Below are 26301 nucleotides of genomic sequence, written 5' to 3' on the forward strand. Positions count from 1 at the left end.
GTTTCGTGGCCGCCCCCGGGCGTACCTGCGGCGCCGGCTCACCTCCGGACCGTGACTCCGCAGGGCGGCGGCGGGTCTACCATCCGCCCGCTCGTCCCTCGCGGGCTCCCGCCAGACCCACCACGACCCGCCGCCGCCCTGCTGCGCCCCGGTCCTCTGCGTGCGCCCCCCGGCTCGGCCGGGGACCACGGCGCGGCGTACGGTCGTCCCGTCATCGAGCCGGCGCCGCCCGGCATGAAAGGAAGAATGTCATGGTCGATCACCCTCGGGCGAGGAAGCTCGCCGACCGGATCAAGGTCATCGTCGCGCAGATGCTCGACACGCGGATCAAGGACCCGCGGCTCGGGTTCGTCACCGTCACCGACGTGCGCGTGACCGGGGACCTGCAGAACGCCTCGGTGTTCTACACGGTCTACGGCACCGACGAGGAGCGGGAGGGCACCGCCGCCGCGCTGGAGAGCGCGAAGGGGATCATCCGGTCCGAGGTCGGCAAGCAGACGGGCATCCGCCTCACGCCGACGCTCGAGTTCCACCTGGACTCCGTGCCCGAGACGGCGGCGCACCTCGACGCTGCGCTCATCGAGGCCCGGCGTCGTGACGCCGAGCTCGCCGCGCTGCGCGAGGGCAAGTCCTTCGCGGGCGACGAGGACCCGTACCGCACGCCCGAGCAGGGCGATGAGCGCGCCGAGGACTGACCGCCCCGCGCCGCCGCCGCGGCGCCCGACCGCGCCCGACGGGCTCCTCGTCGTCGACAAGCCCGCGGGCTGGACGAGCCACGACGTCGTCGGGCGCGTCCGGCGGCTCGCCGGCACGCGCAAGGTCGGGCACGCCGGGACGCTCGACCCGATGGCCACCGGCGTGCTCGTGCTGGGCGTGGGTCGGGCGACGAAGCTGCTGACGTACGTCGTGGGCGCCGACAAGGAGTACCGGGCGACCGTGCGCCTCGGCGTGACGACGACGACCGACGACGCCGAGGGCGAGGTCGTCGCCCGGGCCGACGCGTCCGGCGTCGTACGGGCGGCCCTCGACGCGGAGGTGGCACGCCTCACGGGCGACATCCTCCAGGCGCCGAGCGCGGTCAGCGCGATCAAGGTCGACGGGAAGCGCGCGTACGCGCGCGTCCGTGCGGGCGAGCAGGTCGAGCTCGCGGCCCGGCCCGTGACCGTGTCGCGGTTCGACGTGCACGACGCGCGCACGGTCGCGCCCGGCACCGCCGGCCTGCCCGACGACGTCCCCGCGGCCCTCGACCTCGACGTCACCGTCGTGTGCTCGTCGGGCACGTACGTCCGTGCGCTCGCCCGGGATCTCGGGGCCGCTCTCGGCGTCGGGGGACACCTCACGGCGCTGCGACGCACGCGGGTCGGCGGCTACGCCCTCGAGGGGGCCGTCACGCTCGAGGAGGCCGAGGCGCAGGCCGACCGGGACGAGGTCCTCGCCACGGTGCCGCTCGCCGACGCGGCGCGCGCGACCTTCCCGGTGCGCGACCTCACCGACGCCGAGTCCGTCGCGCTGTCCTACGGTCAGTGGGTCGCGGCGTCGGGCGCCGCAGGGACGACGGCCGCGATGGCGCCCGACGGCACGCTCGTCGCGCTCGTCGAGGACACCCGCCGGGGCGGTGCGGACCTCGCGCGGCCCGTCCTCGTGCTCGCGCCTGCGTGACCTGCACCACACCACCGACCTCCTCGCGGGGGTCGCGCGGTCACGACGGCCGGTCCCCGTCGTGGCAGGCTTGACCCTCGCGACACCGTCGCCCGGCAGGACGTCGGCACGCCACCGGCCGGACGACCGATCCCTACACCACCCGAGGAGCTCGCACGTGCACCTGTGGACGGCCCTGAGCCAGGTCCCGTCGGGGTTCGGCCCGACCGTCGTGACCCTCGGCAACTTCGACGGCGTCCACCGCGGCCACGCACAGGTCCTCGGCCGCATCGTCGACCTCGCCCGGTCGCGCGACGCCCGGGCCGTCGCCGTGACGTTCCACCCGCACCCCGCCGTCGTGCACCGGCCGGACGAGGCGCCCGAGCTGATCACGGGCATCGCGGACCGGGTCGAGCTGCTCGCGGCCACCGGCCTCGACGCGGTCCTCCTCGTGGAGTACACGCTCGGCTTCGCGCGCCAGACGCCCGAGGAGTTCGTGCAGACGTACCTCGTCGACGGCCTGCACGCCGGGACCGTCGTCGTCGGTCACGACGTGCGGTTCGGACGGGACAACTCCGGCACCCTCGCCACGATGGTCGAGCTCGGCGCGCGCCACGGGTTCGAGGTCGTCGCGATCGACGACGTCGGACAGCACCAGGGCGTCCCCGTCACCGAGGGCGACGCCGGGCACGACGCCCGCTGGTCGTCGACCGGTGTGCGGGCGCTCCTCACGGCGGGCGACGTCCGGGAGGCGGCGCGCATCCTCGGGCGTCACCACCGGGTGCGCGGAGCCGTCGTCCACGGCGACGCGCGCGGTCGCGACCTGGGGTTCCCGACGGCCAACCTCGGGGAGATCGCCGGCATGGTCCCCGCGGACGGCGTCTACGCCGGATGGCTGGAACGCCCGCAGCTCGCCGCCGCCGACCCGGACCACCCGGACGTCCGGCTGCCCGCCGCGATCTCCATCGGCACCAACCCGACGTTCGACGGACTCGAGCGGCGCGTCGAGGCCTACGTGCTCGACCGCACCGACCTGGACCTCTACGACGAGGACGTCGTCCTCGAGCTCGTCGACCGCCTCCGGCCGACGCTGCGCTTCGACGGCGTCGAGCCCCTCGTCGCGCAGATGCACGACGACGTGGCGCGCGCGCGCACGGTGCTCGCGGCCGACGTGGGTCCCGCGGCGTGAGCGCGCCGGCCCTCGAGGCACGCGGCCTCCGGGTCGGCTACGGGGACGTGCCGGTCTGCGCGCCGGTCGACCTCACGGTGCGCGCCGGCGAGGTGTGGGCCGTCGTCGGACCCAACGGGAGCGGCAAGTCGACCCTCCTGCGCACGCTCCTCGGCCTCCAGCCGCCGCTCTCGGGTTCGGTCGCCGCGTTCGGCCGCCCGGTCGACGAGCGCGAGCGCGCCTTCCGCGCGCGCGTCGCGGGCGTCCTCGACGACGACGCGTACTTCCCGGGGCTCACGGTGCGCGAGCACCTCGTCCTCGTGGCGCGCGGCCACGGCGTACCGCGCGCGGGCGTGGTCGTCGACGCGCTCCTCGACCGCTTCGGGATCGCCTCGCACGGCGGGGCCTTCCCGACCGAGCTCTCGTCGGGCCAGCGTCGCAGGCTCCTGCTCGCCGCAGGGTTCGTCCGCCCGCGCGACCTGCTCGTGCTCGACGAGCCCGAGCAGCGGCTCGACCCGGGCATGCGCGCCGACCTCGCGGTCCTCCTCGGCGACGAGGCCCGGCGCGGCACGGCGGTCGTGCTCGCGTCCCACGACCCGGTGCTCGTCGGCGCTCTGGAACCGCACGGGCTGCTCGTCGGGGACGACGCGTGCACCGTCCTCGCCTCCGACCGGACGCGCGACGTGCTCGCCGAGGTGCGGTGACACGCCCGTGAGCGAGCTGTCGTCGGGCGCCGGGCGCGGCCCCCTGCCCGAGGTGCGCACCGACCCGGACGAGCTCCTCACCGGTCGTGAGCTGCGCACGCTCACGGCCCGCGCCGTGCGCGCCCGGGCCGACGCCGGTCCGGGCGAGGTGGTCGTCGACGTCGCCTACGCCGTCGTGTCGGCGCTGCTCGCGGTCGGGATGGTCGCCGGTGCCGCGAACGTGGTGCGCGGGGTGCTGCTCGCCGACCCGGGCGCCGACGCGGACGTCGTGCTGAGCGCGTCGACGGTCCGGGCGCTCGTGACGTGCGCGTTCCTGGCCGTCGTGCTCGCCGCCGCCGCTCGCCTCGGGCCGCTGGGGGTGGGCAGCGCGGGCGCGCGGTGGTGGCTCCCGGCGCCGTCCGGGCGCGGCGGTCTCCTCTCGCCGTCGTACGCCCGCGCCCTGCTCGCCGGCGCGGGTCTGGGCGCGCTCGGGGGAGCGGCGATCGCGCTCGGGACGGCCGCCGGTGTCGTCGACGCCGCGCGGGCCGCGCTCGCCGTCGGCGTCGTGGCCGTGCTCCTCGTCGTCGTCGCGGGACTCGTCCAGCCGCACGCGCGCGCCACGGCCCGGCTCGCGCGCTGGGCGGACGTCGCCGTCGCCGTCGTCCCGGTGGCGGGCGTCGCCCTCGTGCTCCGGGGCGGCGCGGACGTCACGGCGACGCTCCCGCCGCTGGTGGTCCTCGTCCTCGGCGCCGTCGCGGCCGGTCTCGCCGTCTGGTGGTGGACGCGCCGGGAACGCCTGGGCGCCCCCGTCCTGCGCGCGCAGGGGTCGGTCCTGGACCACGTGGGCGGAGCGGTGCTCTCGCTCGACGTCCGCGAGCTCGGTCGTGCGTTCGCGCGCGCGGGCGGGGCGCAGCGGCGCGTCCGGCGCGCTGCGTCGCTGCGCGTCGTGCGCGGACCCGCCACGGCGGTCGTCGCGGCCGACCTCGTGCTGCTGCGCCGCAGCCCGACGTCGCTCGCGCACCTCGCCGGCCTCGCGGCGCTGCTCGTCGTCGTCCACCAGGTGCCGGCGCTCGCGTCGGGCTTCGGCGCCTTCGTCGTGCTGGTCGCCGCGGGTCTGCGCGCGGCGCACCTCGGGGCGGAGGGCGCACGGACCGCCGACCTCGTCCCGGTCCTCGACGCGCTCGTGCCCGTCGGCGCGCGGGTGGGGCGGCTCGCGCGCGTGGTCACCCCGGCGCTGACGGCCGTCGTCTGCCTCGGTCTGGGCGTCGTGCCGCTCGCGCTCGGCACGGGCGACGCGCGGTGGCTCGTCCTCGCCGGGCTGTGCGGCGTCGTGCAGGGCGCCGCAGCCGTCCGCAGCGCGTACCGCACCCCGCCCGACTGGTCGGCCCCGCTCCTCGCCACGCCCGCCGGCGGGATCCCGACCGGTGCGGCCGCCGCCTTCCGCGTCGGCCCCGACGTCGCGCTCCTCGGCTCCGTCCCGCTCGGGGTCGCGCTCCTCGTGGGATCCGCGGGCTGGGGGACGCTCGTGGCGCAGGCGCTCGCAGCGGCCGTCGCGCTCGCCGTGGTGTCGCACGTCCGGTCGCGCTGACCGCGAAGGTCACGAACCCTCGGCGCTCGCCTCCCTCCGGGTGTGAGGCGCATCACAGCCGTGCTGCGCCGTCGCGGCCCTGTCGGCCGCCTCGCAACGTCCCACTCACAGGAAGGCTCGAGCCATGGAGGCTCAGCAGAACCCGGCGGCCACCGTCGCCGAGGACGTGGTCGACGCCGTCGCCCCCGACGCCGTCGACCAGGCGTCCACCCCGATCGGCCGGACCGTGCGCAGCGTCGGCCACGGATCGACCGTCGCCGCCGTCGACGACACCCCCGACGAGCGCGTCGACCCGGCGTCGTCGAACGCACCGCTCCTGCCCGCCGCGGAGGCAGCCGTCGCCCGCGACCACCTGCTGCACCGGTACGACTCCACGACCGCGTTCGACTACCTTTTCCCGGAGCTCGCCGACCGGTTCCCCGCGTTCCACCTGCCGGTGGGCGACGGCGCGACGGCGAGCACGGTCCAGGCGCTCACGGCCCTCGGCACGGCCATGGTGGCCCGTCCGGCGCCGGTGCCGGGGCGACCGCCGGTCGACCTCAACTCCCACGTCCCGGCCGTCTACACGTACTGGGGCCAGTTCATCGACCACGACATCACCCTCAACACGAACGGGCCGGACACGACGTCCGGCGACGGCGGCGACCAGGCGCTGGGCGACGTCGACGCGTCCCCGTTCGCGGTCTTCGGCCCGAAGGTCGTCGTCCGCTCGCTCCACAACGGCCGCCACCCCGCCCTCAACCTGGACTCGCTCTACGGCAGCGGGCCGGTGTTCGAGGGGGAACCGGGCGTCGGCACCACGCGCAGCGAGGCGTCGTACGTCCCCGGGTCGGCCAAGCTCCGTCTCGGCCGTATCGCGACGGAGCCCGTCGCGTTCCCCGGCGGCCCGACGTTCGCGCTCGTCGCGCCCGGCGACGACGCGCAGCGCGACCTCCCGCGCGACGAGACGGGTTCTCCGCTCATCCCGGACGGGCGCAACGACGAGAACCTCGTCGTGGCGCAGTTCCACCTCGCGATGATCCGGTTCCACAACGCGGTCGTCGACTGGGTCGGTGAGTTCGAGCCGTGGGTCCGTGTCGGGGGCGAGCGCGCAGTGTTCGAGCGCGCGAGCCAGCTCGTGCGGTGGCACTACCAGTGGCTCGTCGTCAACGACTACCTGCGCACGCTAACGAAGCCCGGTGTGCTCGACGCGGTCCTCTTCCGGGACACGTCGGTGTACCGCCCGCGCTACCCGATCTCGATGCCGCTCGAGTTCGCCGTCGCGGCGTTCCGCTTCGGCCACTCGATGATCCGCGACACGTACGACTTCAACGTCAACTTCACGGGGCCGCCGCCCGCCAACGCGAGCCTGGTCCAGCTGTTCCAGTTCACGGGCAACGGCGGCAGCCTGTTCCCGGGACCGTCGGGCGGCCCGGCGCTCCCGTCGAACTGGCCCATCGAGTGGACGCGGTTCGTGGACAAGGGCGACCCGTCGCCGTTCCGCATGGCCGAGAAGATCGACACGTTCCTCGCTCCGAGCCTCGGGACGCTCGTCAAGGAGGGCGTGCTGCCCGACGAGCCGCCCACGCACACGCCGCAGCAGCTCGCCGCGAGCGCGCTGCAGAAGCAGCTCGCCCAGCGCAACCTCCTGCGCGGCTACATGCTCGCGCTCCCGACGGGTGAGGCGGTCGCGAACGCGCTCGGGGTCACGCCACTGACGACCGCCGAGCTCGAGGACCGTGCCGGCGACGACGTCAAGCAGGCTCTCGCCGCCCTGCGCGGAGGCGACCACGGCGGCACGCCGCTGTGGTACTACGTGCTCAAGGAGGCGGAGGTCCAGGGCAACGGGAGCTTCCTCGGCGACGTGGGGAGCAGGGTGCTGGCGGAGACGTTCGTGTACCTCCTGCGTCAGGACGACACGTCCTACGTGCGCGCGAGCAACCACTGGACGCCCGCGCAGGGAGTGCACTTCGAGGACGGGTCGCTCGTCCTCACGCTGCCGGACGTCCTGCGGTTCGCAGGCGTGCTGCCCGACGCCGCGGGGGAGTTCCGCGGCGACGGCACCGCCGGGCACGACGGCGCACCGTGACCTGACCGCCAGGCCACCAGGCCACCAGGCCACCAGGCCACCAGGCACGACGGTGCGGCCTCCCTCGCGGGGAGGTCGCGCCGTCGTGCTGCGTCCGGTCCGCGGTCGAGCCGCCGGTCGAGCCGCCGGTCGAGCCGTCGGGCCGGCCGCCGGCCGGACCGCGCGAGGGTGTCCACCTGGTAAGATCGACGGGCCGTCTGATCGGCCGCGGATCCAGAGAGCCTCAGGAAGTTCCTCCTGACGCGCCGCGCAACGAACCCGAAGGAGAACCGTGCCGCTCGACACTGCCACGAAGCAGCGCATCATGACCGAGTACGCGACGAGCGAGGGCGACACCGGTTCGCCGGAGGTCCAGATCGCGATGCTCTCGCAGCGCATCAAGGACCTGACTGAGCACCTCAAGGAGCACAAGCACGACCACCACAGCCGTCGTGGCCTGCTCCTCCTCGTCGGCCAGCGTCGCCGTCTCCTCGGCTACCTGCAGAAGGTCGACATCAACCGCTACCGCAGCCTGATCGAGCGTCTCGGTCTGCGCCGCTGAACCACCCTCTCCAGCCCGGTCCCCTGCGGGGGCCGGGCTGGTCTGGTGAGATGTACCCGTAGAACACCCACTGCGCCGCCGGCCTCTCGTTCGGTCCTCGGTAGTGGCCCACGGACCCCGTCGCGCGTCGTCCTCCCGGACGACGGACGGGTACCGCCGTGGACCTCGATCGAAGACCGCCGAGCGTCGAGCGCGACCGGAGCCCTCTGCGCGCCACGCGCGCGAGCGGCACGGACCGGAACCCTCGACAGGGCTACCCGGGCGGCGCTTCGAGAAAGGGAGGGCACCCGTGGAGGGTCCCGAGATCCAGTTCGCCGAGGCCACGATCGACAACGGTCGCTTCGGCACCCGCACCGTCCGGTTCGAGACCGGGCGCCTCGCCCGTCAGGCGGCGGGCTCCGTCGCCGCGTACCTCGACGACGAGACCATGCTCCTGTCGGCCACGACGGCCGGCAAGCACCCCAAGGAGCAGTTCGACTTCTTCCCGCTGACGGTGGACGTCGAGGAGCGCATGTACGCCGCGGGCCGCATCCCCGGCTCGTTCTTCCGCCGTGAGGGCCGTCCCTCGACGGACGCGATCCTCGCCTGCCGCCTCATCGACCGCCCGCTGCGCCCCCTGTTCGTCAAGGGCCTGCGCAACGAGGTCCAGGTCGTCATCACCGTCCTCGCGATCCACCCGGACGACGCGTACGACACCCTCGCGATCAACGCCGCCTCGGCGTCGACGCAGATCTCCGGCCTGCCGTTCTCCGGCCCGGTCGGCGCGGTGCGCATAGCGCTGATCGACGGCCAGTGGGTCGCGTTCCCCAAGTACTCCGACAAGGAGCGCGCCGTCTTCGACATGGTCGTCGCCGGCCGCAACGTCGTCGCGGCGGACGGCTCGACCGACGTCGCGATCGCCATGATCGAGGCCGAGGCCACCGACAACGCGTGGGGCCTCATCAAGGACGAGGGCGTGGGTGCCCCGACGGAGGACGTCGTCGCCGAGGGCATCGAGGCGGCGAAGCCGTTCATCAAGGCCCTGTGCGACGCGCAGGCCTCGCTCGCCGCGCAGTCCGCGAAGCCGGTCCGCGAGTTCCCCGTCTTCCTCGAGTACCAGGACGACGCGTTCGCGGCCGTCGAGGCCGAGGTCGCGGCGGACCTGCGCGACGCGCTCGCGATCGCGGACAAGCAGGACCGCGAGAACCGTCTCGACGAGATCAAGAACGAGATGGTGGGCAAGCTCCAGGCCGGGTTCGACGGCCGCGAGAAGGAGCTGTCGGCGGCGTACCGTTCGCTGCAGAAGAAGCTCGTGCGCCAGCGCGTCCTCACGGACGGCGTGCGCATCGACGGTCGTGGGCTCGCGGACATCCGCACGCTCTCGGCCGAGGTCGAGGTGCTCCCGCGCGTGCACGGCTCCGCGCTGTTCGAGCGTGGCGAGACCCAGATCATGGGCGTCACGACGCTCAACATGCTCCGCATGGAGCAGCAGATCGACTCGCTCGGTCCGGAGACGCGCAAGCGCTACATGCACAACTACAACTTCCCGCCCTACTCGACCGGTGAGACCGGCCGCGTGGGCAGCCCCAAGCGTCGCGAGATCGGGCACGGCGCCCTCGCCGAGCGCGCGCTCGTGCCGGTGCTGCCGAGCCGCGAGGAGTTCCCGTACGCCATCCGTCAGGTGTCCGAGGCCCTCGGCTCCAACGGGTCGACGTCCATGGGCTCGGTCTGCGCCTCGACGCTGTCGCTCCTCAACGCGGGCGTGCCGCTGCGCGCGGCCGTCGCGGGCATCGCGATGGGCCTCATCTCCGACACGGTCGACGGTGAGACGCGCTACGCGGCGCTCACCGACATCCTCGGGGCCGAGGACGCCTTCGGCGACATGGACTTCAAGGTCGCCGGCACGCGCGAGTTCGTCACGGCCATCCAGCTCGACACCAAGCTCGACGGCATCCCCGCCTCGGTGCTCGGCGGCGCGCTGACCCAGGCGCGCGACGCGCGCCTGACGATCCTGGACGTGCTCGCCGAGGCGATCGACGTCCCGGACGAGATGTCCCCGAACGCCCCGCGCGTCATCTCCGTGAAGGTGCCGGTCGACAAGATCGGCGAGGTCATCGGCCCCAAGGGCAAGATGATCAACCAGATCCAGGAGGAGACGGGCGCGGACATCTCCATCGAGGACGACGGCACGGTCTACATCGGCGCCACCGACGGCCCCTCGGCCGAGGCCGCCCGCGCGGCGATCAACGCGATCGCCAACCCGCACGTCCCGGAGATCGGCGAGCGCTTCGTCGGCACCGTCGTCAAGACGACGTCCTTCGGCGCGTTCATCTCGCTCTCCCCGGGCAAGGACGGTCTGCTGCACATCAGCCAGATCCGCAAGCTCGTGGGCGGCAAGCGCGTCGAGAACGTCGAGGACGTGCTCTCCATCGGCCAGAAGGTCCAGGTCGAGATCGGCGAGATCGACCCGCGCGGCAAGCTCTCGCTGCACGCCGTGGTCGAGGACGCCGGTGACGGCGCCGCGGAGGACGCTCCGGCCACCGAGGGCGGCGACGCCTGACGTGCCCTGGGACCTCCCGCTCGTCCCGGCCGGCAGCGCCGGGGCCGAGCTGACCGCCGGGCAGGACGGTGCGACCATCCGTCGCAGCGTCCTGCCCGGCGGGGTCCGCGTGCTCACCGAGTCGATGCCGGGCCTGCGCTCGGCCACGATGGGCGCGTGGGTCGGCGTGGGCTCGCGCGACGAGACCGACGGCCACTTCGGCTCGACCCACTTCCTCGAGCACCTGCTGTTCAAGGGCACCGCGCGTCGGTCCGCGATGGACATCGCCGAGGCGTTCGACGCCGTCGGTGGTGAGGCCAACGCGGCGACCGGCAAGGAGCACACCTGCTACTACGCGCGCGTGCTCGACACCGACCTGCCGATGGCGGTCGACGTCATCACGGACATGGTGACCTCCGCGCGCCTCGACGCCGACGAGCTCGAGACCGAGCGCGGCGTCATCCTCGAAGAGCTCGCGATGAACGACGACGACCCCTCGGACGTCGTCCACGAGGAGTTCGCCGCGGCCGTCCTCGCCGGCCACCCGCTGGGGCGGCCGATCGGGGGCACGCCCGACACCATCAACGCCGTCCCGCGCGACGCCGTGTGGGAGCACTACCGCTGGCACTACCGGCCCGAGACCCTCGTGGTCGCGGCGGCGGGCGGCGTCGACCACGACGTGCTCGTCGGCCAGGTGGAGCGAGCCCTGACCGACGGCGGGTGGTCGCTCGACGCGGCCGCAGCGCCCCGCGCGCGGCGCGACCCCCACGACCCCGCGCTGGCGGGCGTCGGGGCCGACGGCGTCGAGCTGACCATCCGGCGCACGGTGGAGCAGGCCAACGTCATCATCGGCGGGACGGGACTCTCCGCCACGGACGACCGCCGGTTCACGCTGTCCGTCCTCAGCGCCGCCCTCGGCGGGGGCATGAGCTCGCGCCTCTTCCAGGAGATCCGCGAGAAGCGCGGTCTCGCCTACTCGACGTACTCGTTCGCGTCGGGTCACGGCGGCATCGGCACGTTCGGCCTCTACGCGGGCTGCGCGCCCTCGAAGGTCGACGAGGTGACCGCGCTGCTGCACGGCGAGCTGGACCGGTTCGCCGACGACGGCATCACGGGCGCCGAGCTCGACCGCAGCATCGGCCAGCTCGCGGGCGGCCTCGTGCTCGGCCTGGAGGACTCGGGCTCGCGCATGAGCCGCCTGGGCAAGGCCGAGCTCGTCTACGGCGAGCTGCTGAGCGTCGAGGAGTCGCTCGACGCCATCCGGTCGGTCACCGCGGACGACGTGCGCAAGCTGGCGGGCGAGCTCGCCTCGCGTGCTCGTTCCGTCGTGCGCGTCGGTCCCTTCGGCGACTGAGCGCCGCCAGGGCGGACGCGCACCCGCGACCGCGTCCTGACGGTCCGCCGCACGGCCGTCCCTCCCGCACGGGAGGGGCGGCCGTCGTCGTGCTCGTCGTCACCCGGTCGACCGGGACGCGTCGACCCGCCGGATAGGGTGGCGGGCGTGAGCGAGCAGAACACCACCAGGCAGACCACCTCGGGCCCGCTGCGGGTCGCCGTGCTGGGCGCCGCGGGCCGCATGGGCGCGACCGTGTGCGCGGCGGTCGACGGCGCCCCCGACCTCGAGCTGGTCGCGCGCCTCGACGCGGGCGACACGATCTCGGCGGCGACGCTCGGCGGTGCGGACGTCGCCGTCGACTTCACCGTGCCGTCCGCGACCGAGGCGAACGTCCACGCTCTCGTCGACGCCGGGGTGCACGCCGTGGTCGGGACGACGGGCTGGACCGACGAGAGCCGGGGCCGACTGGTCGAGCACCTCGCGCGCGCGGCGGACGACGGACGACCCGGCCTCGGCGTCCTCATCGCCCCGAACTTCGGGCTCTCCGCCGTGCTCGCGATGACGTTCGCGGCCAAGGCCGCGCGCTACTTCGAGTCGGCCGAGGTCATCGAGCTCCACCACCCGGACAAGGTCGACGCGCCGTCGGGCACCGCACGGCACACCGCCGCCGCGATCGCCGCGGCCCGTGCCGACGCGGGCGTGGCGCCCGCCCCCGACGCCACGGAGACGGGCTGGGAGGCTCGCGGTGCCGACGTCGACGGCGTGCGCGTGCACGCGGTGCGGCTGCGCGGGCTCGTCGCGCACGAGGAGATCCTCTTCGGCAACCCGGGGGAGCAGCTCGTCATCCGGCAGGACTCGTTCGACCGCGTGTCGTTCATGCCGGGCGTGCTGCTCGCGGTGCGCGAGGTCGTGTCGCGACCGGGCCTGACCGTCGGGCTCGAGAACGTGCTGGACCTGGCGTGAGCCACGGTGCGCCCCGCGACCCGGGCGGTCCCGTCGGGCCGCGGGCACGCCGTCCGTGGAAGGCGATCGTGGGCGCGGTGCTCGTCACCGCGCTGCTCGCGCTCTACGTCTGGCAGGTCGCGGGCCGCGCCGCCGCCCTGATCCGGACCGGTGAGCCGGCCGCGATGGCCATCGGCGCGGGCGTGCTCGTCCTGCCGCTCCTCGTCGTCGGGCTCGTGGGCCGGGAGTTCCTCCTCGCGGGGACCGTGCAGCGGATGGCCGACGAGCTCGCCGGGTCCGGGCGGCTGCCCGTCGACGACCTGCCGCGGTCACCGGGGGGCCGCGTCGACCGGGCCGCCGCGGACGAGGCGTTCGGGCCGTACCGGGCGGCGGTGGAGGCCGAGCCGGAGAGCTGGGAGGCCTGGTACCACCTCGCGTTCGCGTACGACGCCTCGGGCGACCGGAAGCGTGCCCGCGAGGCGCTGCGCTCGGCCGCCCGCCTGTACCGCGCACGTCCGCGCTGACCGCTCCCCGGTCGCGCGACCTGACGGCACTCGGCGGCGGACGCGCCCCGGCCGCCGGCTCACAGGCTCGTCCAGCAGTAGAGGCGGTGCCCGTCGTCGTCCACGCGCACGCACAGTGCCGCCAGCTCGTGCAGCGCCCCCGCCAGGTCCCGGGGGTCGGAGCCCGCGAGCTCGTCCGTCGCGGCCCACCGGACGGCGATCTCCTCGACCGTGGCCGACGTCGCGGCGGCGAGCGCGGCGACGAGCTCGTCGGACACGGTGACCACCCACGGTCCCTCGTCACCCGCCGTCGCGACGAGGGAGCCGTGCCGAGGAAGGCGGACGACCTCCGCGTAGGGCCGGCCGACGAGGAGGCTCGTCAGCGTGCCGAGCACCACGAACGGGTCGATGCCCTTGAGCTCGACCGCCGCGAACGTGCGGCGCATCGTCGCGGGGTCCACGGCGCCGGGTCCCTCGACGGCGACGCTCGCGGCGTGCTCGTCGCCGACGGCGGCGAAGTAGTCGGTGAGGAGTCCCATGGCGGTCGATCCTCGCAGCGCCGTGGGCGTCGTGGGTCACGACCGTGTCACCGTCGTGTGACGAATCCTCTGAGGGGGCGGGGCCGGGGGCGCGGTGCGCAGCCCGTCAGACCTCCGCGACCCACCGGTGCTCGACGACGTCCCGCACGCCGGTCGCGAGGGTGCGGGTGCGGCCGTCCGGTCCGAGCCCGGCACCGGAGAGGAACGCCTCGCGCCCGGCGTCGCCGTCGAGCACCCACGTGACGACCTCGGTCGCGCCGTCGCGACGGAGCCGGTCGACCGCGGCGGCCAGGAGGCGCGAGCCGTGTCCGCCGCGCTGGTGCCGGGGCTCGACCTCGAGCGCGAGGAGCTGCCCGGGCGCGACCGCCGCGAACCCGACGACGTCGGCGCCGTCGCACGCGACGAGCACACCGAAGCCGGGGCCGGGCGGCGCGGAGATCGCGGCCGCCCACTGCTCGCGCATGCGGACGGTGTCGAGCGCGTCGAGGACGTCGTCGCCGAGCACCTCGTGGTGGTCGGCACGCCACGCGCCCACCTGGATCGCGGTCATCGCGACGTCGTCGCCGGGGACCGCGGGTCGTACGGAGACGTCGGCGGTCTCGCGGAAGAGGCTCATGGGCCCACCCTAGGCGGGCCGACGGTGCGCACCGTCAGCCCCAGCCGAGCGCGCGCAGCCCGGCGGCGGTCGCGGCGGCGAGCAGCACGACGACGATGAACGGCGCCCGCAGCGCGAGCGCGACGGCGGCGACGGCGATCGCGGGCAACCGCGCGTCGACGACGATCGCCTGTCCCGCGGCGAGCGTCTGCACGGCGACGAGCGCCCCCAGGAGGGACGCCGTGACGAGGGCGGCGGTGCGGGCGACGCGCTCGTCGGCGAGCCAGTGCTCGGGCACGAGGTGGCCCGCGAGCTTGAGCGCGAAGCAGACCGCGGAGGCGACGAGGACGACGAACCACACGGTGGCGGGGGACATCAGGACTCCTTCCGCGGGCGGCGTCGGGCGTCGACCTGCCCGACGACGATCGCCGTCGCGGCCGCGGCGAGCACGGGCAGACCCGGGGGCACGAGCGGGATCAGGACGACGGAGACGACGACGGCGGCGGCGACCGTGAGCTGCACGGCCCGGGTCGCGAGGCGCGGCCACAGGAGCGCGAGGAACGCCGCGCCGGCGGCGGCGTCGAGGCCCCAGGTCCGCGGGTCGCCGAGCGCGTCGCCCGCGAGCGCGCCCACGAGCGTCATGAGGTTCCAGAGCACGAAGACTCCGGCCCCCGTGAGCCAGAAGCCGGCACGTGCGGCGCGGCGCGAGCGCTGCGCCGTCGCGACGGCGGCGGACTCGTCGATCGTCAGCTGCGCGCCGAGCACCTTCTGCCACGCGCGCAGCGCGAGCAGCGGCCCGAGCTGTGCGCCGTAGAGGCTGTTGCGCACGCCGAGGAGACCCGCGGTGGTGATCGCCGCAGCCGCGGTGCCGCCCGCCCCGACGACGCCGACGAGAGCGAACTGCGACCCGCCGGAGAACATCAGCAGGCTGAGCGCCATCGTCTGCGCGACGTCGAGCCCGGCGACGACGGAGAGCGCGCCGAACGAGACGCCGTAGAGGCCGGTCGCGACGGAGACCGACACGGCCTGCCGGACGGCGCCGCGGACCTCGTCCTCGACGGCGGCCTCGACCGCGTCCTGCACGCCCTCCGGCCCGGTCACGCGTGCGGGTCCGCGGGGCCCTCGCCCGCTGCCGCGGCGTTCGCCGCGCGCTGGTGCGCCGTGAGGGACATCCGGTCGATCGCGGCGAGGGCCAGCGCCGAGACGACGAAGGCGAGATGGATGACGACCTGCCACAGCATGACGTCGTTCGAGATGCGTCCGCTCGAGGACTCGATGAACGTGCGGAGCAGGTGGATGGACGAGATGCCGACGATCGACATGGCCAGCTTGGTCTTGAGGACGTTCGCGTTGACGTGGCTCAGCCACTCCGGCTGGTCGGGGTGACCCTCGAGCCGGATGCGCGAGACGAACGTCTCGTAGCCGCCGACGATGACCATGATGAGGAGGTTCGAGATCATCACGACGTCGACGAGGCCCAGCACCGCGAGCATGATCTCCTCGGCGCCGAAGACGTGCGCGACCATCTCGTGCGTCTCGGTGTCCTCGACCACGTGCTCGCCCGTGAAGCCGCCCACGATGAGGTGCCAGAGCTCCTTGAGGAACTGCCACACGTAGACGACCTGCGCGACGATGAGACCGAAGTAGAGCGGCGCCTGGAGCCAGCGGGACGCGAAGATCATGTAGCCGACGGCCGTGACCCGCGCGCTCGGGGACGGGAGGTTCGGGGCGGTCGGGGCAGGTGCGACGGGCACGGGCGTGGTCTCTCCGGGAGGTCGGGCGGCGCGGGGGAGCGGGCGCGCTGCGCTCGGCGAGGCAGGGCCGGCGTCAGGCTACCAACGGTCGACCGACGGGCGTCCCCGGTCCGGTGAACCGTCCCGGGTCCCGGCTGTCACAGCGCGACGTACACGGTCTCCTGGTACTCCTCGAGCCCGGCCTCGCCGCCCTCGCGCCCGAGACCGGACTGCTTGAGGCCGCCGAACGGCGCGCTCGCGTCGGAGACCATGCCCCGGTTGATGCCGATCATCCCCGCCTCGACCTCCTCCGAGACGCGGACCGCGCGGTCGAGAGACGTCGTGTACGCGTAGGCGGCGAGGCCGTACTCGGTCGCGTTGGCCAGCGCGATGCCCTCGTCGTCGTCGCCGAACGCGACCACGGGCGCGACCGGCCCGAAGATCTCCTCGGTGACCACGCGCGCGTCGGGGTCCACGCCGGAGAGGACCGTGGGCGCGTAGAAGTGCCCGACGTCGCGCGGCCGGCGAGCGCCGGTGAGGACCTGGGCACCGCCGTCGGACGCCGCCCCGACGAGCTCCTCGACCGCGTCCACCGCCTTCGCCTCGATGAGCGGTCCGACCTGCACGCCGTCCTCGGCGCCCGGTCCGACGCGCAGGCCCTCGAACGCGGTGGCGAGACGCTGCGCGAACTCGCGCGCCACGGCGTCGTGCACGAGGAAGCGGTTGGCGGCGACGCAGCTCTGGCCGGCGTTGCGCAGCTTGGCGACGAGCGCGCCCTCGACGGCGGCGTCGAGGTCGGCGTCGGCGAACACGACGAACGGTGCGTTGCCGCCGAGCTCCATCGAGGTCCGCAGCACCTGCTGCGCGGCCTTCTCGAGCAGCGTGCGCCCGACGGCCGTCGAGCCGGTGAACGACAGCTTGCGCAGGCGCGGGTCGGCGAGCAGCGGCTCGCTGACGTCCGACGCGCGCGAGGAGGGCACCACGTTGACGACGCCCGCCGGCAGGCCGCGGTCGGCGAGCTCGGACCGCACGACCTCCGCGACGAGCGCCGTCGTGAGGGGCGTGAGGCGAGCGGGCTTGACGACGACGGTGCACCCGGCGGCGAGCGCCGGGCCGATCTTGCGCGTCGCCATCGCGATCGGGAAGTTCCACGGCGTGATGAGCAGCGCCGGGCCGACCGGGCGGCGATGGACGAGCTGCCGGTTCCCGCCCGCCGGGGCGGTGCGCACGAGACCGTCCGCGCGGACGGCCTGCTCGGCGTACCAGCGCAGGAAGTCGGCGCCGTACAGCACCTCGGCGCGGGCCTCGGCGAGCGGCTTGCCGCACTCCGCCGTGATGAGGGCCGCGACGTCGTCGGCGCGCGCGACGAGCCGGTCGTAGACGGCACGCAGGACCTCGCCGCGCTCGCGCGGCGGCGTCGCGCGCCACGCGGGGGCGGCCCGGTGCGCGGCGTCCAGGGCGCGCAGGGCGTCCGCCGGGCTCGCGTCGGCGACGTCGAACAGCGACTCCTCGGACGCCGGGTCCTCGACCTCGAACGTCCGCCCGCCCTCGGCCGGTCCCCAGCGTCCGTCGACGAGCAGGCCCGTGGGCACGTGCGCGACGAGCGCGGGGGACAGGTGGGACGCCGACGCCGGACGGGACATGGTCCGAGTATCGCCCCAACCTCCGGACGGCGCAGCGCCCGGCGGTGCGCGGCACGGTAGTTTGTGCACATGGTCCTTCCCACCACCCCCGCGCGCCCGTTCGGGGCCGTCCTCACCGCGATGATCACGCCGATGACGCCCGACGGCGCCGTCGACCTCGAGGCGGCGGCACGGCTCGCGGAGCGTCTGGTGGACGGCGGCAACGACGGGCTCGTGCTCAACGGCACGACGGGGGAGTCCCCGACCACCCACGCCCCGGAGAAGGCGGACCTCGTGCGCGTCGTCGTCGAGGCCGTGGGGGACCGGGCCGCGGTCGTCGCAGGGGCCGGCTCCAACGACACGGACCACGCGCTGCGGATGGCCGAGCAGGCCGCCGAGGCGGGGGCCGACGGCCTGCTGGTCGTGTCGCCCTACTACTCGCGGCCGAACCAGGAAGGCCTCTACCGGCACTTCGTCGCCGTCGCGGACGCCACCGACCTGCCGATCATGCTCTACGACGTCCCCGGCCGCACCGCGGTCCGGATCGCGGCCGACACCTACGCACGTGTCGCCGCGCACGAGCGGGTCGTCGCGACGAAGGACGCGTCGGGTGACGTGTACGCCGCGGCCACGCTCGCCGCCTCGACCGGTCTCGCCGTGTACAGCGGGGACGACACGCTGCTGCTGCCGTTCCTCGCGCACGGCGGAGCGGGCGTCGTCGGGGTCGCCTCCCACGTCGTCGCGTCGCGGTACGCCGAGGTCGTCCGCCGGTTCGACGCCGGCGACCACGCAGGCGCCCTCGAGGTGTTCCTCACCACCGTCCCCGTCATCGACGCGCTCAACGCCGCAGGGTTCCAGGCGGTGATGGCCAAGGCCGCGGTCGAGCTGCTCGGCATCACCGGCAACCGCCACCTGCGCCTGCCCAACGTCGCGGCGAGCGAGGAGGAGGTCGCGCTCGTGCGCGACGCCCTCGCGGCCGCGGGCCTGCTCCCGGTGGGAGCACCGGTCGCGTCGTAGCGCGACCACCCAGACATCGATCCATCGGCTCAGCCACGACAGGAGGCCTCATGAGCCACCCCCATCCCGAACTCTCCCTGCCTCCCGAGCTCCCGGCCGGAGGGCTGCGCATCGTGGCCCTCGGCGGGCTCGGCGAGGTCGGGCGCAACATGGCCGTCCTCGAGTACGACGGGCGGCTGCTCGTCATCGACTGCGGCGTCCTGTTCCCCGAGGACCACCAGCCCGGCGTCGACCTCATCCTCCCGGACTTCGACTACATCGCCGACCGTCTCGACGACATCGAGGCGATCGTGCTCACCCACGGGCACGAGGACCACATCGGCGCCGTCCCCTACCTGCTGCGACTGCGCCGCGACATCCCGCTCGTCGGGTCGCAGCTCACGCTCGCGTTCGTCGAGGCGAAGCTCAAGGAGCACCGCGTCTCGCCCGTGACGCTGGCCGTCAAGGAGGGCCAGGTCGAGCAGCTGGGCGTGTTCCGGTGCGAGTTCGTCGCCGTGAACCACTCCATCCCGGACGCGCTCGCGGTGGCGGTCACCACCGGGGCGGGCACGGTCCTGCACACGGGCGACTTCAAGATGGACCAGCTCCCGATGGACGGTCGGATCACCGACCTGCGCGCGTTCGCGCGCCTCGGCGAGCAGGGTGTCGACCTCTTCATGGTGGACTCCACCAACGCCGAGGTCCCCGGCTTCGTCACGCCCGAGGTCGAGATCGGCCCGGTGCTCGACACCGTGTTCGCGCAGTCGGAGAAGCGCATCATCGTGGCGTCCTTCTCCTCGCACGTGCACCGCGTCCAGCAGGTGCTCAACGCGGCGCACCACCACGGGCGCCGCGTCGCGCTCGTCGGGCGCTCGATGGTCCGCAACATGACCATCGCCTCCGAGCTCGGCTACCTGAAGGTTCCCGAGGGCGTGCTCATCGACCTCAAGAAGGTCGACTCGCTGCGCGACGACGAGATCGTCCTCATGTGCACCGGGTCGCAGGGCGAGCCCATGGCCGCGCTGTCCCGCATGGCGAACGGCGACCACAAGGTGTCCGTCGGCATGGGGGACACCGTCATCCTCGCGTCGTCGCTCATCCCGGGCAACGAGAACGCCGTCTTCCGGATCATCAACGGCCTCACCCGGCTCGGGGCGCGCGTCGTGCACGGCGGCAACGCCAAGGTGCACGTGTCCGGTCACGCGAGCGCCGGTGAGCTCCTCTACTGCTACAACGTCATCAAGCCGAAGAACGTCATGCCGGTCCACGGCGAGGTGCGCCACCTCGTGGCCAACGGGGCGCTCGCGGTCCGGACCGGGGTGCCGGCGGACCGGGTCGTGCTCGCCGAGGACGGCGTCGTCGTCGACCTCGTCGACGGGAAGGCGTCCGTCGTCGGTGCCGTGCCCTGCGGGTACGTCTACGTGGACGGGTCGAGCGTCGGGGAGATCACCGACGCGGAGCTCAAGGACCGGCGCATCCTCGGCGAGGAGGGCTTCGTCTCCGTCTTCGCCGTCGTCGACTCCGCGACCGGGAAGGTGCTCGCCGGTCCGCAGATCCTCGCCCGCGGCTTCGCGGAGGACGACGCGGTGTTCGAGGGCATCCGGCCCGACCTCGTCCAGGCGCTCGAGGACGCGATCGCGGGCGGCGCGACCGACACGCACCAGCTCCAGCAGGTGATGCGACGGGTCATCGGACGCTGGGTGTCGAACCGCCTGCGCCGTCGCCCGATGATCGTCCCGGTCGTCGTCGAGGCGTAGCCGTCGCCCCCCGGGATCGCCGTCCGGTGGACGGCGGTCCGGGGGACGGTGCCGCGGCCCTATCCTGGCGCTCCGCTCGAGCCCAGGAGGCCGACCTTGTCCTTCCGGCACCCCGTCGGGGTACCGCCGCGTCACCACGACCAGCACGATCTCCCCGGTCAGCCGGTGCGTGGGCGCTCAGGGCCTCCTGCCACGTGGGAGGCCCTTCCGCCGTCGTGGGCGCTGCCGCGCCCGGTCCCCAGGGCGCTGGGTACCGCGTCGGTGGTGCTCGCGGCGCTCGTCGCGGCGACGCAGGTCGCCGCCTTCGCGCTGTCGTTCTCCGTGGTGACGACCCTGGAGGACGCAGTCGCCGGGCTGCCGGTGTCCCTCGCCGTGCTGTCCTCGTACGACGGCACGACGTACGCGATGTTCGCGGCCGAGCTCGCGGCCGGGATCGTGACGATCGTGTGGCTGTGGCGCAGCCGGACGTTCGCCGAGCACGCCGCACCGGGCTGGCACCACGCGCGGCCGCGCACGTGGGTGTGGCTCGGCTGGATGCTCCCGGTCGTGGCGTTCTGGTTCCCGTACCAGGTGGTCCGTGACGTCCGTGCGGCGACCCTGCGGGGCAACCGTCCGGGACTTGCTCCGTGGTGGGCGGCGTGGATCGTCGCGGCGATCGCGTCGCAGCTGTCCGGGCGGGCCCTGTCGTCGGGCGAGCCCGACCTCTGGAGCGCGCTGCCGGTGCTCGACGGCATCGGGGCGACGGCGTTCGTGGCCGCCGCCGTGCTGTGGGCCCGGATCGTCCGCGAGGTCGCGGCGGGCCAGCGCGCGGCCGTGGCAGCGGCGACGCAGCCGTCGCCGGGTTCCTGACCCCCTCGCCCGGGGACGCCGTCACATCGTGACGAGCGCGCGGCCGACGGCGCGCGTCGCCGTCCGGTAGACCGCCTCGCGCGCGGAGCCGTCCCCGGGGACGAGCCCGGCGAGCTCGAGCGAGACGAGGCCGTGCACCAGCCCCCAGAGCCCGAGTGCGGCGGTCTCGGCCGTCGGGGGAGGGGCGTGGGGGACGACGCGCGCGACGGCGTCGCGGAGCACGAGGAACGTGGGTTCGTCGACGGCGCGGGTGTCGCCGCCGGGCCGCACGCCGCGCGCGAACATCACCGCGTAGAAGTGCGGGTCCGCGAGCGCGAACGTCCGGTAGGCGTCGCCCAGCGTCGCGAGGTCGGCTGCCGGGTCGTCGGTCCGGCCGGCGGCGTGCAGGTGCGCGGCGAAGCGGCGGAACCCCTCGGCCGAGACGGCGGCGACGAGGTCGTCGCGGCTGCCGAACAGCGCGTACACCGCGGACGCGCTCGTCCCGGCCGCGCTCGCGACGGAGCGGACCGTGACGGCGGCCTCGCCGTGCTCGGAGATGGTTCGCGAGGCGACGTCGAGGAGACGGTCGCCCAGCGCTGCGTCGTGCAGTCGAGGTCGAGCCACGGCACGAGTCTAGAGACCTTGACGACGGTGTGCGAACGGTGTTCTATAACAGTGTTCGTAAAGTGTCCCACCCACCCGGCAGGCGTCCCGCCGCCGGGTCGGTCCCTCGGACCCGGAGGTCCCCTCGTGCTCGAGCTCACCGACCCCGCACGCATCACCGCGGGCATCGTCCTCCTCTCCGTCGTCGGCATCGAGTCCGGCGGGGCGTTCCTCGTGAAGGTGGTCACCGGCAAGGTCGCCGCGACCGGCTTCCAGACCTCGTTCTTCCGCGCCGGTCATGCGCACGCCGGCGTGCTCGTCATCCTCGGCCTGGTCTGCCTCCTGCTCGCCGAGGCGACGGATCTCACGGGGCTGTGGCGCTGGCTCGGGGCGACGGGAGTCCTGGTCGCCGCGATCCTCATGCCCGCGGGCTTCTTCCTGTCCGCGATCGGTGCAGGGCGTGACGTGCCCAACCGTGCCGTCGTGCTGCTGCCCGTGGGTGCCACGGTCCTCGCGGCCGGGCTCGTCACCCTCGGGGTCGGTCTCCTCCTGGCCTGAGCCCGGGCCGAGGACGTACCGCAGCCGGCCGCAGCAGCCCGACGGTGCGTCAGCCGCGCAGCGCCGCGAGCTGGTCGGCGTGCCAGTCGGCGACGTACCCGGTCAGCCGGGGGTCGGTAACGCTGCGTCCGCCCGACCCCGCCCGCTCGAGCGCGTCGAGGTAGGAGCGGTCCGCAGCGAACCGCCGGGCGACGGACGCTCTTCCCGCGGCGGGGGAGCCGTGGCCCGGCACGAGCACCCGGACGTCGCGCGCCGTCTCCTCGAGGGCGTCGAGCGCGGCGCGGTACGTGCCGACCGGGTCGGGTGCGCTCGTGTCGACGAGAGGCACCTCGGTGTCGGACAGCATGTCGCCGGCGAGCAGGACGCCCGCGACGACGAGCGCGGCGTGGCCGGGGGCGTGCGCGTCGTGCCCGACGACGTGCGGTGGCCCCACGGCTCTCGGCAGGCCTGGCCGCGCGGGCGGGACCGGCCGGGCGGCCGAGACGACCGGGCCGCCGGGCCACGGGAGGGTGTCCGCGTCGGCCGGGAGCGCGTCGAGGGCGCCCACGAGCCCGGGGTCGTGCCCCGGTGCCTGCGCCTGGGTGGCCGCCAGGATGTCGTCCCGACGGCCTCGCGCCTCGGCCGCGGCGCGCGCCGTCGCCCACCTCGGCACGCGGCCGAGGTCCTCGTGCCAGAGCAGGTGGTCCCAGTGGGGATGTGTCGAGAACCCGGCGGTGACGCGCCAGCCGCGCGCCGCGATCGCGCCCGCGAGCGCCCCGCACTCGGCGACGGTCACGCCGGGGTCGACGACCAGCGCCTCGCCGGCGGGTGCGACGACCACCGTCGACGTCGTGGCCCACAGCCCGGCGGTGGCGACGTGCACACCGGGTGCGACCTCGACGAGGACGCGTGGCAGCGCTGCGCGCCCTTCGCCCGGACCTGTCACGTCGACCCCCTCGCAGACACACGTGGGCGGGTCCCCGCCCGTGTCGTCCCCCACGGGTAGGTTAGGACCACTATGGCGACCCGTACGTCCCCGCAAGCGCGTCGGGCCGCGGCCAACCGCAGCACGACCGCCCGGACGGCGTCGCGCGGCGGTTCGTCCACGGCCCGCGGAGCGTCGCGCGCGGGCACCGGTCGCCAGAGCACCTCGACCCGGCGTGCGCCGGCGAGGCGACCGGCGTCGCAGCCCCCGTGGCCCGTGCGAGCGCTGCGCGGGCTCTGGCTCGGCGCGGCCCACGGCGTGGGGGCGGTCACCCGCAAGATCGGTAAGGGAGCGAGAGAGCTGGACCCCGCACATCGGCGCGACGGCGTCGCGTTCTTCCTGCTCGCCCTCGCGGTCGTCGTCGCCGCCCGGGAGTGGTGGGGCATCTCCGGCACGTTCGGCGACGTCGTGCACGCCGTCGTCGCGGGCACGTTCGGGCTCGCCGGCGTCGCGGTGCCGGTCCTGCTCCTGTGGCTCGCCGTGCGGATCATGCGGCATCCCGAGCGCGCGCAGGCGAACTCGCGGGTCGCGATCGGCCTCACGCTGATCGTCGTGTCCGTGTGCTCCCTCGTGCACGTCGCGGAGGACCTGCCCGCACCGCGCGACGGTTTCGCCGCGGTGCAGGACGCGGGCGGGATCGTCGGCTACCTCGTCGCGACCCCGGTGACCACGGGGCTCACCGAGTGGTTCGCCGTGCCGATCTTCCTGCTCGTCGGGTTCTTCGGGCTGCTCGTCGTGACCGCGACGCCCGTCCACCGCATCCCGAGCCGGCTGCGCGGCGTCTACGACACGCTCACGGGCAACCACCGCGCCGAGGACGTCGAGACGGACGCCGACGGGCTCCCGCTGGCCGAGGGCGTGTCCCGTCACGACGGCAGCGAGGACGGCGCCCCGACGGGCCGGCGACCCCGCAAGCCGCGCAAGACCAAGGCACAGCGCGCCGCGGAGGCCGCGGAGATCGAGAAGCCCGACGGCGGCTTCGCCGGCGACGAGGCGTTCGAGACCGCGGCGTTCCTGGACTACGAGGACGGCACCGCGCGCCGCGGCAAGGGTCGCAAGAGCGGCGACGACCCCGCGCCGGGCACCGCGCCGACCGAGGCGGTGCCGGCAGTGGGGCTCGCGGGGGGACAGGGCCCGGCGCAGGACACCGCGGCTGCCGGGCTCGGTGCCGTCGCGGCCACGCCCGACGACGGTCCGGGCGGCATCCCGGCGCCGCCGCCCCCGAGCGCGCCGCTACCACGCGGCGTGCAGCCCATGCTCGAGGGCGACACCGTGTACCTGCTGCCCAACGAGGACTCCCTGGTCAAGGGCGCGCCGCACAAGGTGCGCTCGGCCGCGAACGACCGCGTCGTCGAGGCGCTCACCCAGACGTTCGACCAGTTCGAGGTGGACGCGAAGGTCACGGGCTTCACGCGCGGCCCCACGGTCACGCGCTACGAGGTCGAGGTCGGTCCCAAGGTCAAGGTCGAGCGCATCACGTCGCTGTCCAACAACATCGCGTACGCGGTGGCGAGCGCCGACGTGCGCATCCTCGCGCCGATCCCGGGCAAGTCCGCCATCGGGATCGAGATCCCGAACACGGACCGCGAGACGGTCGTCCTCGGCGACGTTCTGCGCTCGTCCGCGGCGCGGCGCACCGAGCACCCGATGGTCATGGGTGTCGGCAAGGACGTGGAGGGCGGCTACGTCGTCGCGAACCTCGCGAAGATGCCGCACATCCTCGTCGCGGGCGCCACTGGCGCCGGAAAGTCGAGCTTCATCAACTCGATGATCACGTCGATCCTCATGCGCTCCACCCCGGAGCAGGTGCGGCTCGTGCTCGTGGACCCCAAGCGCGTCGAGCTGACGATCTACGAGGGCATCCCGCACCTCATCACGCCGATCATCACGAACCCCAAGAAGGCCGCCGAGGCGCTCGACTGGGTCGTGCGCGAGATGGACGCGCGCTACGACGACCTCGCCGCGTTCGGGTACAAGCACATCGACGACTTCAACGCCGCGGTGCGCTCGGGCAAGGTCAAGCCGCTCCCGGGCTCGGAGCGCAAGATCGCGACGTACCCGTACCTGCTCGTCGTGGTCGACGAGCTCGCCGACCTCATGATGGTCGCGCCGCGGGACGTCGAGGCCTCGATCCAGCGCATCACGCAGCTCGCGCGAGCGGCAGGGATCCACCTCGTCCTCGCGACGCAGCGCCCGTCGGTCGACGTCGTCACGGGCCTCATCAAGGCGAACGTGCCGTCGCGGCTCGCGTTCGCGACGTCGTCGCTCGCCGACTCGCGCGTCGTGCTGGACCAGCCCGGCGCGGAGAAGCTCATCGGCCAGGGAGACGCCCTCTTCCTGCCCATGGGCGCGGCCAAGCCGATGCGCGTGCAGGGGGCCTGGGTGTCCGAGTCCGAGGTGCACTCGGTCGTCGAGCACGTCAAGGCACAGCTCAAGCCCGTGTACCGCGAGGACGTCGCGCAGTCCGTCACGAAGAAGCAGATCGACGACGACATCGGCGACGACCTCGACCTTCTCCTGCAGGCGGCGGAGCTCGTCGTGACGTCGCAGTTCGGCTCGACGTCGATGCTGCAGCGCAAGCTCCGGGTCGGGTTCGCCAAGGCGGGGCGGCTCATGGACCTCCTCGAGTCCCGCGAGATCGTGGGGCCGTCTGAGGGCTCGAAGGCGCGCGAGGTCCTCGTCACGCCGGAGGAGCTGCCGTCAGCGCTCGCGCTGATCCGCGGCGAGCCCGTGCAGGAGGTCTTCGACGGCCAGGCCGAGCCGGCCGCACCGGGTGACGGCGCCACCGGCCGCGACTACTCCGACGGCACCGACGGTCATCTGCCGCCCGCCGCCCAGGAGTACCACGACGGTGCGGACGTCGAGTCGGGCTGGCGCTGAGCGAGCCGGAACCTTCGTCAGGTCGGGGTGGTCGACGACGACCGGCTCGTCACCCGAGGGCGGGCCCGGTCAGCGTCGGGTACCGGAGCGACGGCCGGCTCGGGTGCGACGTCCGCTGCGTCGGCGGACGGGCCGTCGGCGAGGACCGCAACCGCGACACCAGCCACCAGGACGCGTGTCGGCCGTCCTGTCCCGCGGCGTCGGTGGTGTGACGAGGCCGGGAGCGTACCGCAGTCGGCCG

24 protein-coding genes are annotated in these 26301 nt (G+C 74.3%); 16 read left to right on the forward strand and 8 right to left on the reverse strand.

Annotated elements, in window-relative coordinates; genetic code table 11:
- The first annotated feature begins 251 nt into the window (after positions 1-251).
- From rbfA to NFS20_RS05115, 11 genes are all read left to right on the forward strand, one after another.
- Entirely contained in the window at positions 252-695 is a 444-nt protein-coding gene (rbfA, locus tag NFS20_RS05065; RefSeq protein WP_251150676.1) for a 30S ribosome-binding factor RbfA, read from the forward strand.
- Positions 676-1659 carry a tRNA pseudouridine(55) synthase TruB gene (truB, locus tag NFS20_RS05070; protein ID WP_251150677.1) on the forward strand — a complete coding sequence of 328 codons (984 nt, stop codon included), beginning with the start codon at positions 676-678 and terminating at the stop codon, positions 1657-1659. Before rbfA ends, truB begins: the two co-directional genes overlap by 20 nt.
- 157 nt (positions 1660-1816) lie before the next feature.
- The gene (locus NFS20_RS05075; protein WP_251150678.1) at positions 1817-2827 is read left to right on the forward strand and encodes a bifunctional riboflavin kinase/FAD synthetase; all 1011 of its coding nucleotides are present in this window, start codon (positions 1817-1819) and stop codon (positions 2825-2827) included.
- Positions 2824-3510, forward strand: a complete 687-nt coding sequence (locus NFS20_RS05080) for an ABC transporter ATP-binding protein (RefSeq protein WP_251150679.1) — start codon at positions 2824-2826, stop codon at positions 3508-3510. The genes NFS20_RS05075 and NFS20_RS05080 overlap by 4 nt, the downstream gene beginning before the upstream one ends.
- A gap of 7 nt (positions 3511-3517) precedes the next feature.
- Positions 3518-5077 (forward strand): DUF6297 family protein, encoded by a 1560-nt coding sequence (locus NFS20_RS05085; protein WP_251150680.1) that lies wholly within the window; start codon positions 3518-3520, stop codon positions 5075-5077.
- Positions 5078-5201: 124 nt separating this feature from the next.
- A complete protein-coding gene (locus NFS20_RS05090; RefSeq protein WP_251150681.1) occupies positions 5202-7145 on the forward strand; it encodes a peroxidase family protein in 1944 nt (647 codons plus the stop codon).
- Positions 7146-7416: 271 nt separating this feature from the next.
- Positions 7417-7686, forward strand: coding sequence for a 30S ribosomal protein S15 (rpsO, locus tag NFS20_RS05095; protein ID WP_251150682.1), 270 nt, complete (start codon positions 7417-7419; stop codon positions 7684-7686).
- Between the two features lie 289 nt (positions 7687-7975).
- A complete protein-coding gene (locus NFS20_RS05100) occupies positions 7976-10225 on the forward strand; it encodes a polyribonucleotide nucleotidyltransferase (RefSeq protein ID WP_251150683.1) in 2250 nt (749 codons plus the stop codon).
- A gap of 1 nt (position 10226) precedes the next feature.
- On the forward strand, positions 10227-11558 hold the full coding sequence (locus NFS20_RS05105; protein ID WP_251150684.1) for a M16 family metallopeptidase: 1332 nt from the start codon (positions 10227-10229) through the stop codon (positions 11556-11558).
- Between the two features lie 147 nt (positions 11559-11705).
- Positions 11706-12503, forward strand: coding sequence for a 4-hydroxy-tetrahydrodipicolinate reductase (gene dapB / locus NFS20_RS05110; RefSeq protein WP_285821103.1), 798 nt, complete (start codon positions 11706-11708; stop codon positions 12501-12503).
- Positions 12500-13006 carry a hypothetical protein gene (locus NFS20_RS05115; protein WP_251150685.1) on the forward strand — a complete coding sequence of 169 codons (507 nt, stop codon included), beginning with the start codon at positions 12500-12502 and terminating at the stop codon, positions 13004-13006. The genes dapB and NFS20_RS05115 overlap by 4 nt, the downstream gene beginning before the upstream one ends.
- A 59-nt stretch (positions 13007-13065) precedes the next feature.
- Here the strand turns inward: NFS20_RS05115 and NFS20_RS05120 are convergent, their stop codons facing one another.
- The 6 genes from NFS20_RS05120 to NFS20_RS05145 form a co-directional block, all read right to left on the reverse strand.
- Complete coding sequence (locus NFS20_RS05120; RefSeq protein WP_251150686.1) at positions 13066-13524, reverse strand: hypothetical protein; 459 nt, start codon at positions 13522-13524, stop codon at positions 13066-13068.
- A gap of 106 nt (positions 13525-13630) precedes the next feature.
- Positions 13631-14140 (reverse strand): GNAT family N-acetyltransferase, encoded by a 510-nt coding sequence (locus NFS20_RS05125; RefSeq protein WP_251150687.1) that lies wholly within the window; start codon positions 14138-14140, stop codon positions 13631-13633.
- 34 nt (positions 14141-14174) lie between these two features.
- A complete protein-coding gene (locus tag NFS20_RS05130) occupies positions 14175-14495 on the reverse strand; it encodes an AzlD domain-containing protein (RefSeq protein ID WP_251150688.1) in 321 nt (106 codons plus the stop codon).
- Positions 14495-15220 (reverse strand): AzlC family ABC transporter permease, encoded by a 726-nt coding sequence (locus tag NFS20_RS05135; RefSeq protein WP_463105674.1) that lies wholly within the window; start codon positions 15218-15220, stop codon positions 14495-14497. The genes NFS20_RS05130 and NFS20_RS05135 overlap by 1 nt, the downstream gene beginning before the upstream one ends.
- Positions 15217-15873, reverse strand: a complete 657-nt coding sequence (locus NFS20_RS05140; protein ID WP_251150689.1) for a TIGR00645 family protein — start codon at positions 15871-15873, stop codon at positions 15217-15219. Before NFS20_RS05140 ends, NFS20_RS05135 begins: the two co-directional genes overlap by 4 nt.
- Before the next feature lie 137 nt (positions 15874-16010).
- Complete coding sequence (locus tag NFS20_RS05145; protein ID WP_251150690.1) at positions 16011-17495, reverse strand: NAD-dependent succinate-semialdehyde dehydrogenase; 1485 nt, start codon at positions 17493-17495, stop codon at positions 16011-16013.
- Between the two features lie 69 nt (positions 17496-17564).
- Between NFS20_RS05145 and dapA the strand changes: the two genes are divergently transcribed.
- From dapA to NFS20_RS05160, 3 genes are all read left to right on the forward strand, one after another.
- Entirely contained in the window at positions 17565-18491 is a 927-nt protein-coding gene (gene dapA, locus NFS20_RS05150) for a 4-hydroxy-tetrahydrodipicolinate synthase (protein WP_251150691.1), read from the forward strand.
- Positions 18492-18541: 50 nt separating this feature from the next.
- Complete coding sequence (locus NFS20_RS05155) at positions 18542-20227, forward strand: ribonuclease J (protein ID WP_251150692.1); 1686 nt, start codon at positions 18542-18544, stop codon at positions 20225-20227.
- A gap of 264 nt (positions 20228-20491) precedes the next feature.
- Positions 20492-21076: a DUF4328 domain-containing protein gene (locus NFS20_RS05160; protein WP_251150693.1), complete on the forward strand. Its 585-nt coding sequence runs from the start codon at positions 20492-20494 to the stop codon at positions 21074-21076.
- A 21-nt stretch (positions 21077-21097) separates the two neighbouring features.
- Here the strand turns inward: NFS20_RS05160 and NFS20_RS05165 are convergent, their stop codons facing one another.
- Positions 21098-21679: a TetR/AcrR family transcriptional regulator gene (locus tag NFS20_RS05165; protein WP_251150694.1), complete on the reverse strand. Its 582-nt coding sequence runs from the start codon at positions 21677-21679 to the stop codon at positions 21098-21100.
- Between the two features lie 126 nt (positions 21680-21805).
- Between NFS20_RS05165 and NFS20_RS05170 the strand changes: the two genes are divergently transcribed.
- Positions 21806-22216, forward strand: coding sequence for a hypothetical protein (locus NFS20_RS05170; protein WP_251150695.1), 411 nt, complete (start codon positions 21806-21808; stop codon positions 22214-22216).
- 49 nt (positions 22217-22265) lie between these two features.
- Here NFS20_RS05170 and NFS20_RS05175 read toward each other — a convergent pair whose 3' ends face one another.
- The gene (locus tag NFS20_RS05175) at positions 22266-23141 is read right to left on the reverse strand and encodes an MBL fold metallo-hydrolase (protein WP_251150696.1); all 876 of its coding nucleotides are present in this window, start codon (positions 23139-23141) and stop codon (positions 22266-22268) included.
- 255 nt (positions 23142-23396) lie between these two features.
- Between NFS20_RS05175 and NFS20_RS05180 the strand changes: the two genes are divergently transcribed.
- Positions 23397-26060 carry an FtsK/SpoIIIE family DNA translocase gene (locus NFS20_RS05180; RefSeq protein WP_463105672.1) on the forward strand — a complete coding sequence of 888 codons (2664 nt, stop codon included), beginning with the start codon at positions 23397-23399 and terminating at the stop codon, positions 26058-26060.
- The last annotated feature ends 241 nt before the right edge of the window (positions 26061-26301 follow it).

This window comes from Cellulosimicrobium sp. Marseille-Q4280, from assembly GCF_943181405.1.
Classification (GTDB): Bacteria; Actinomycetota; Actinomycetes; order Actinomycetales; family Cellulomonadaceae; genus Cellulosimicrobium.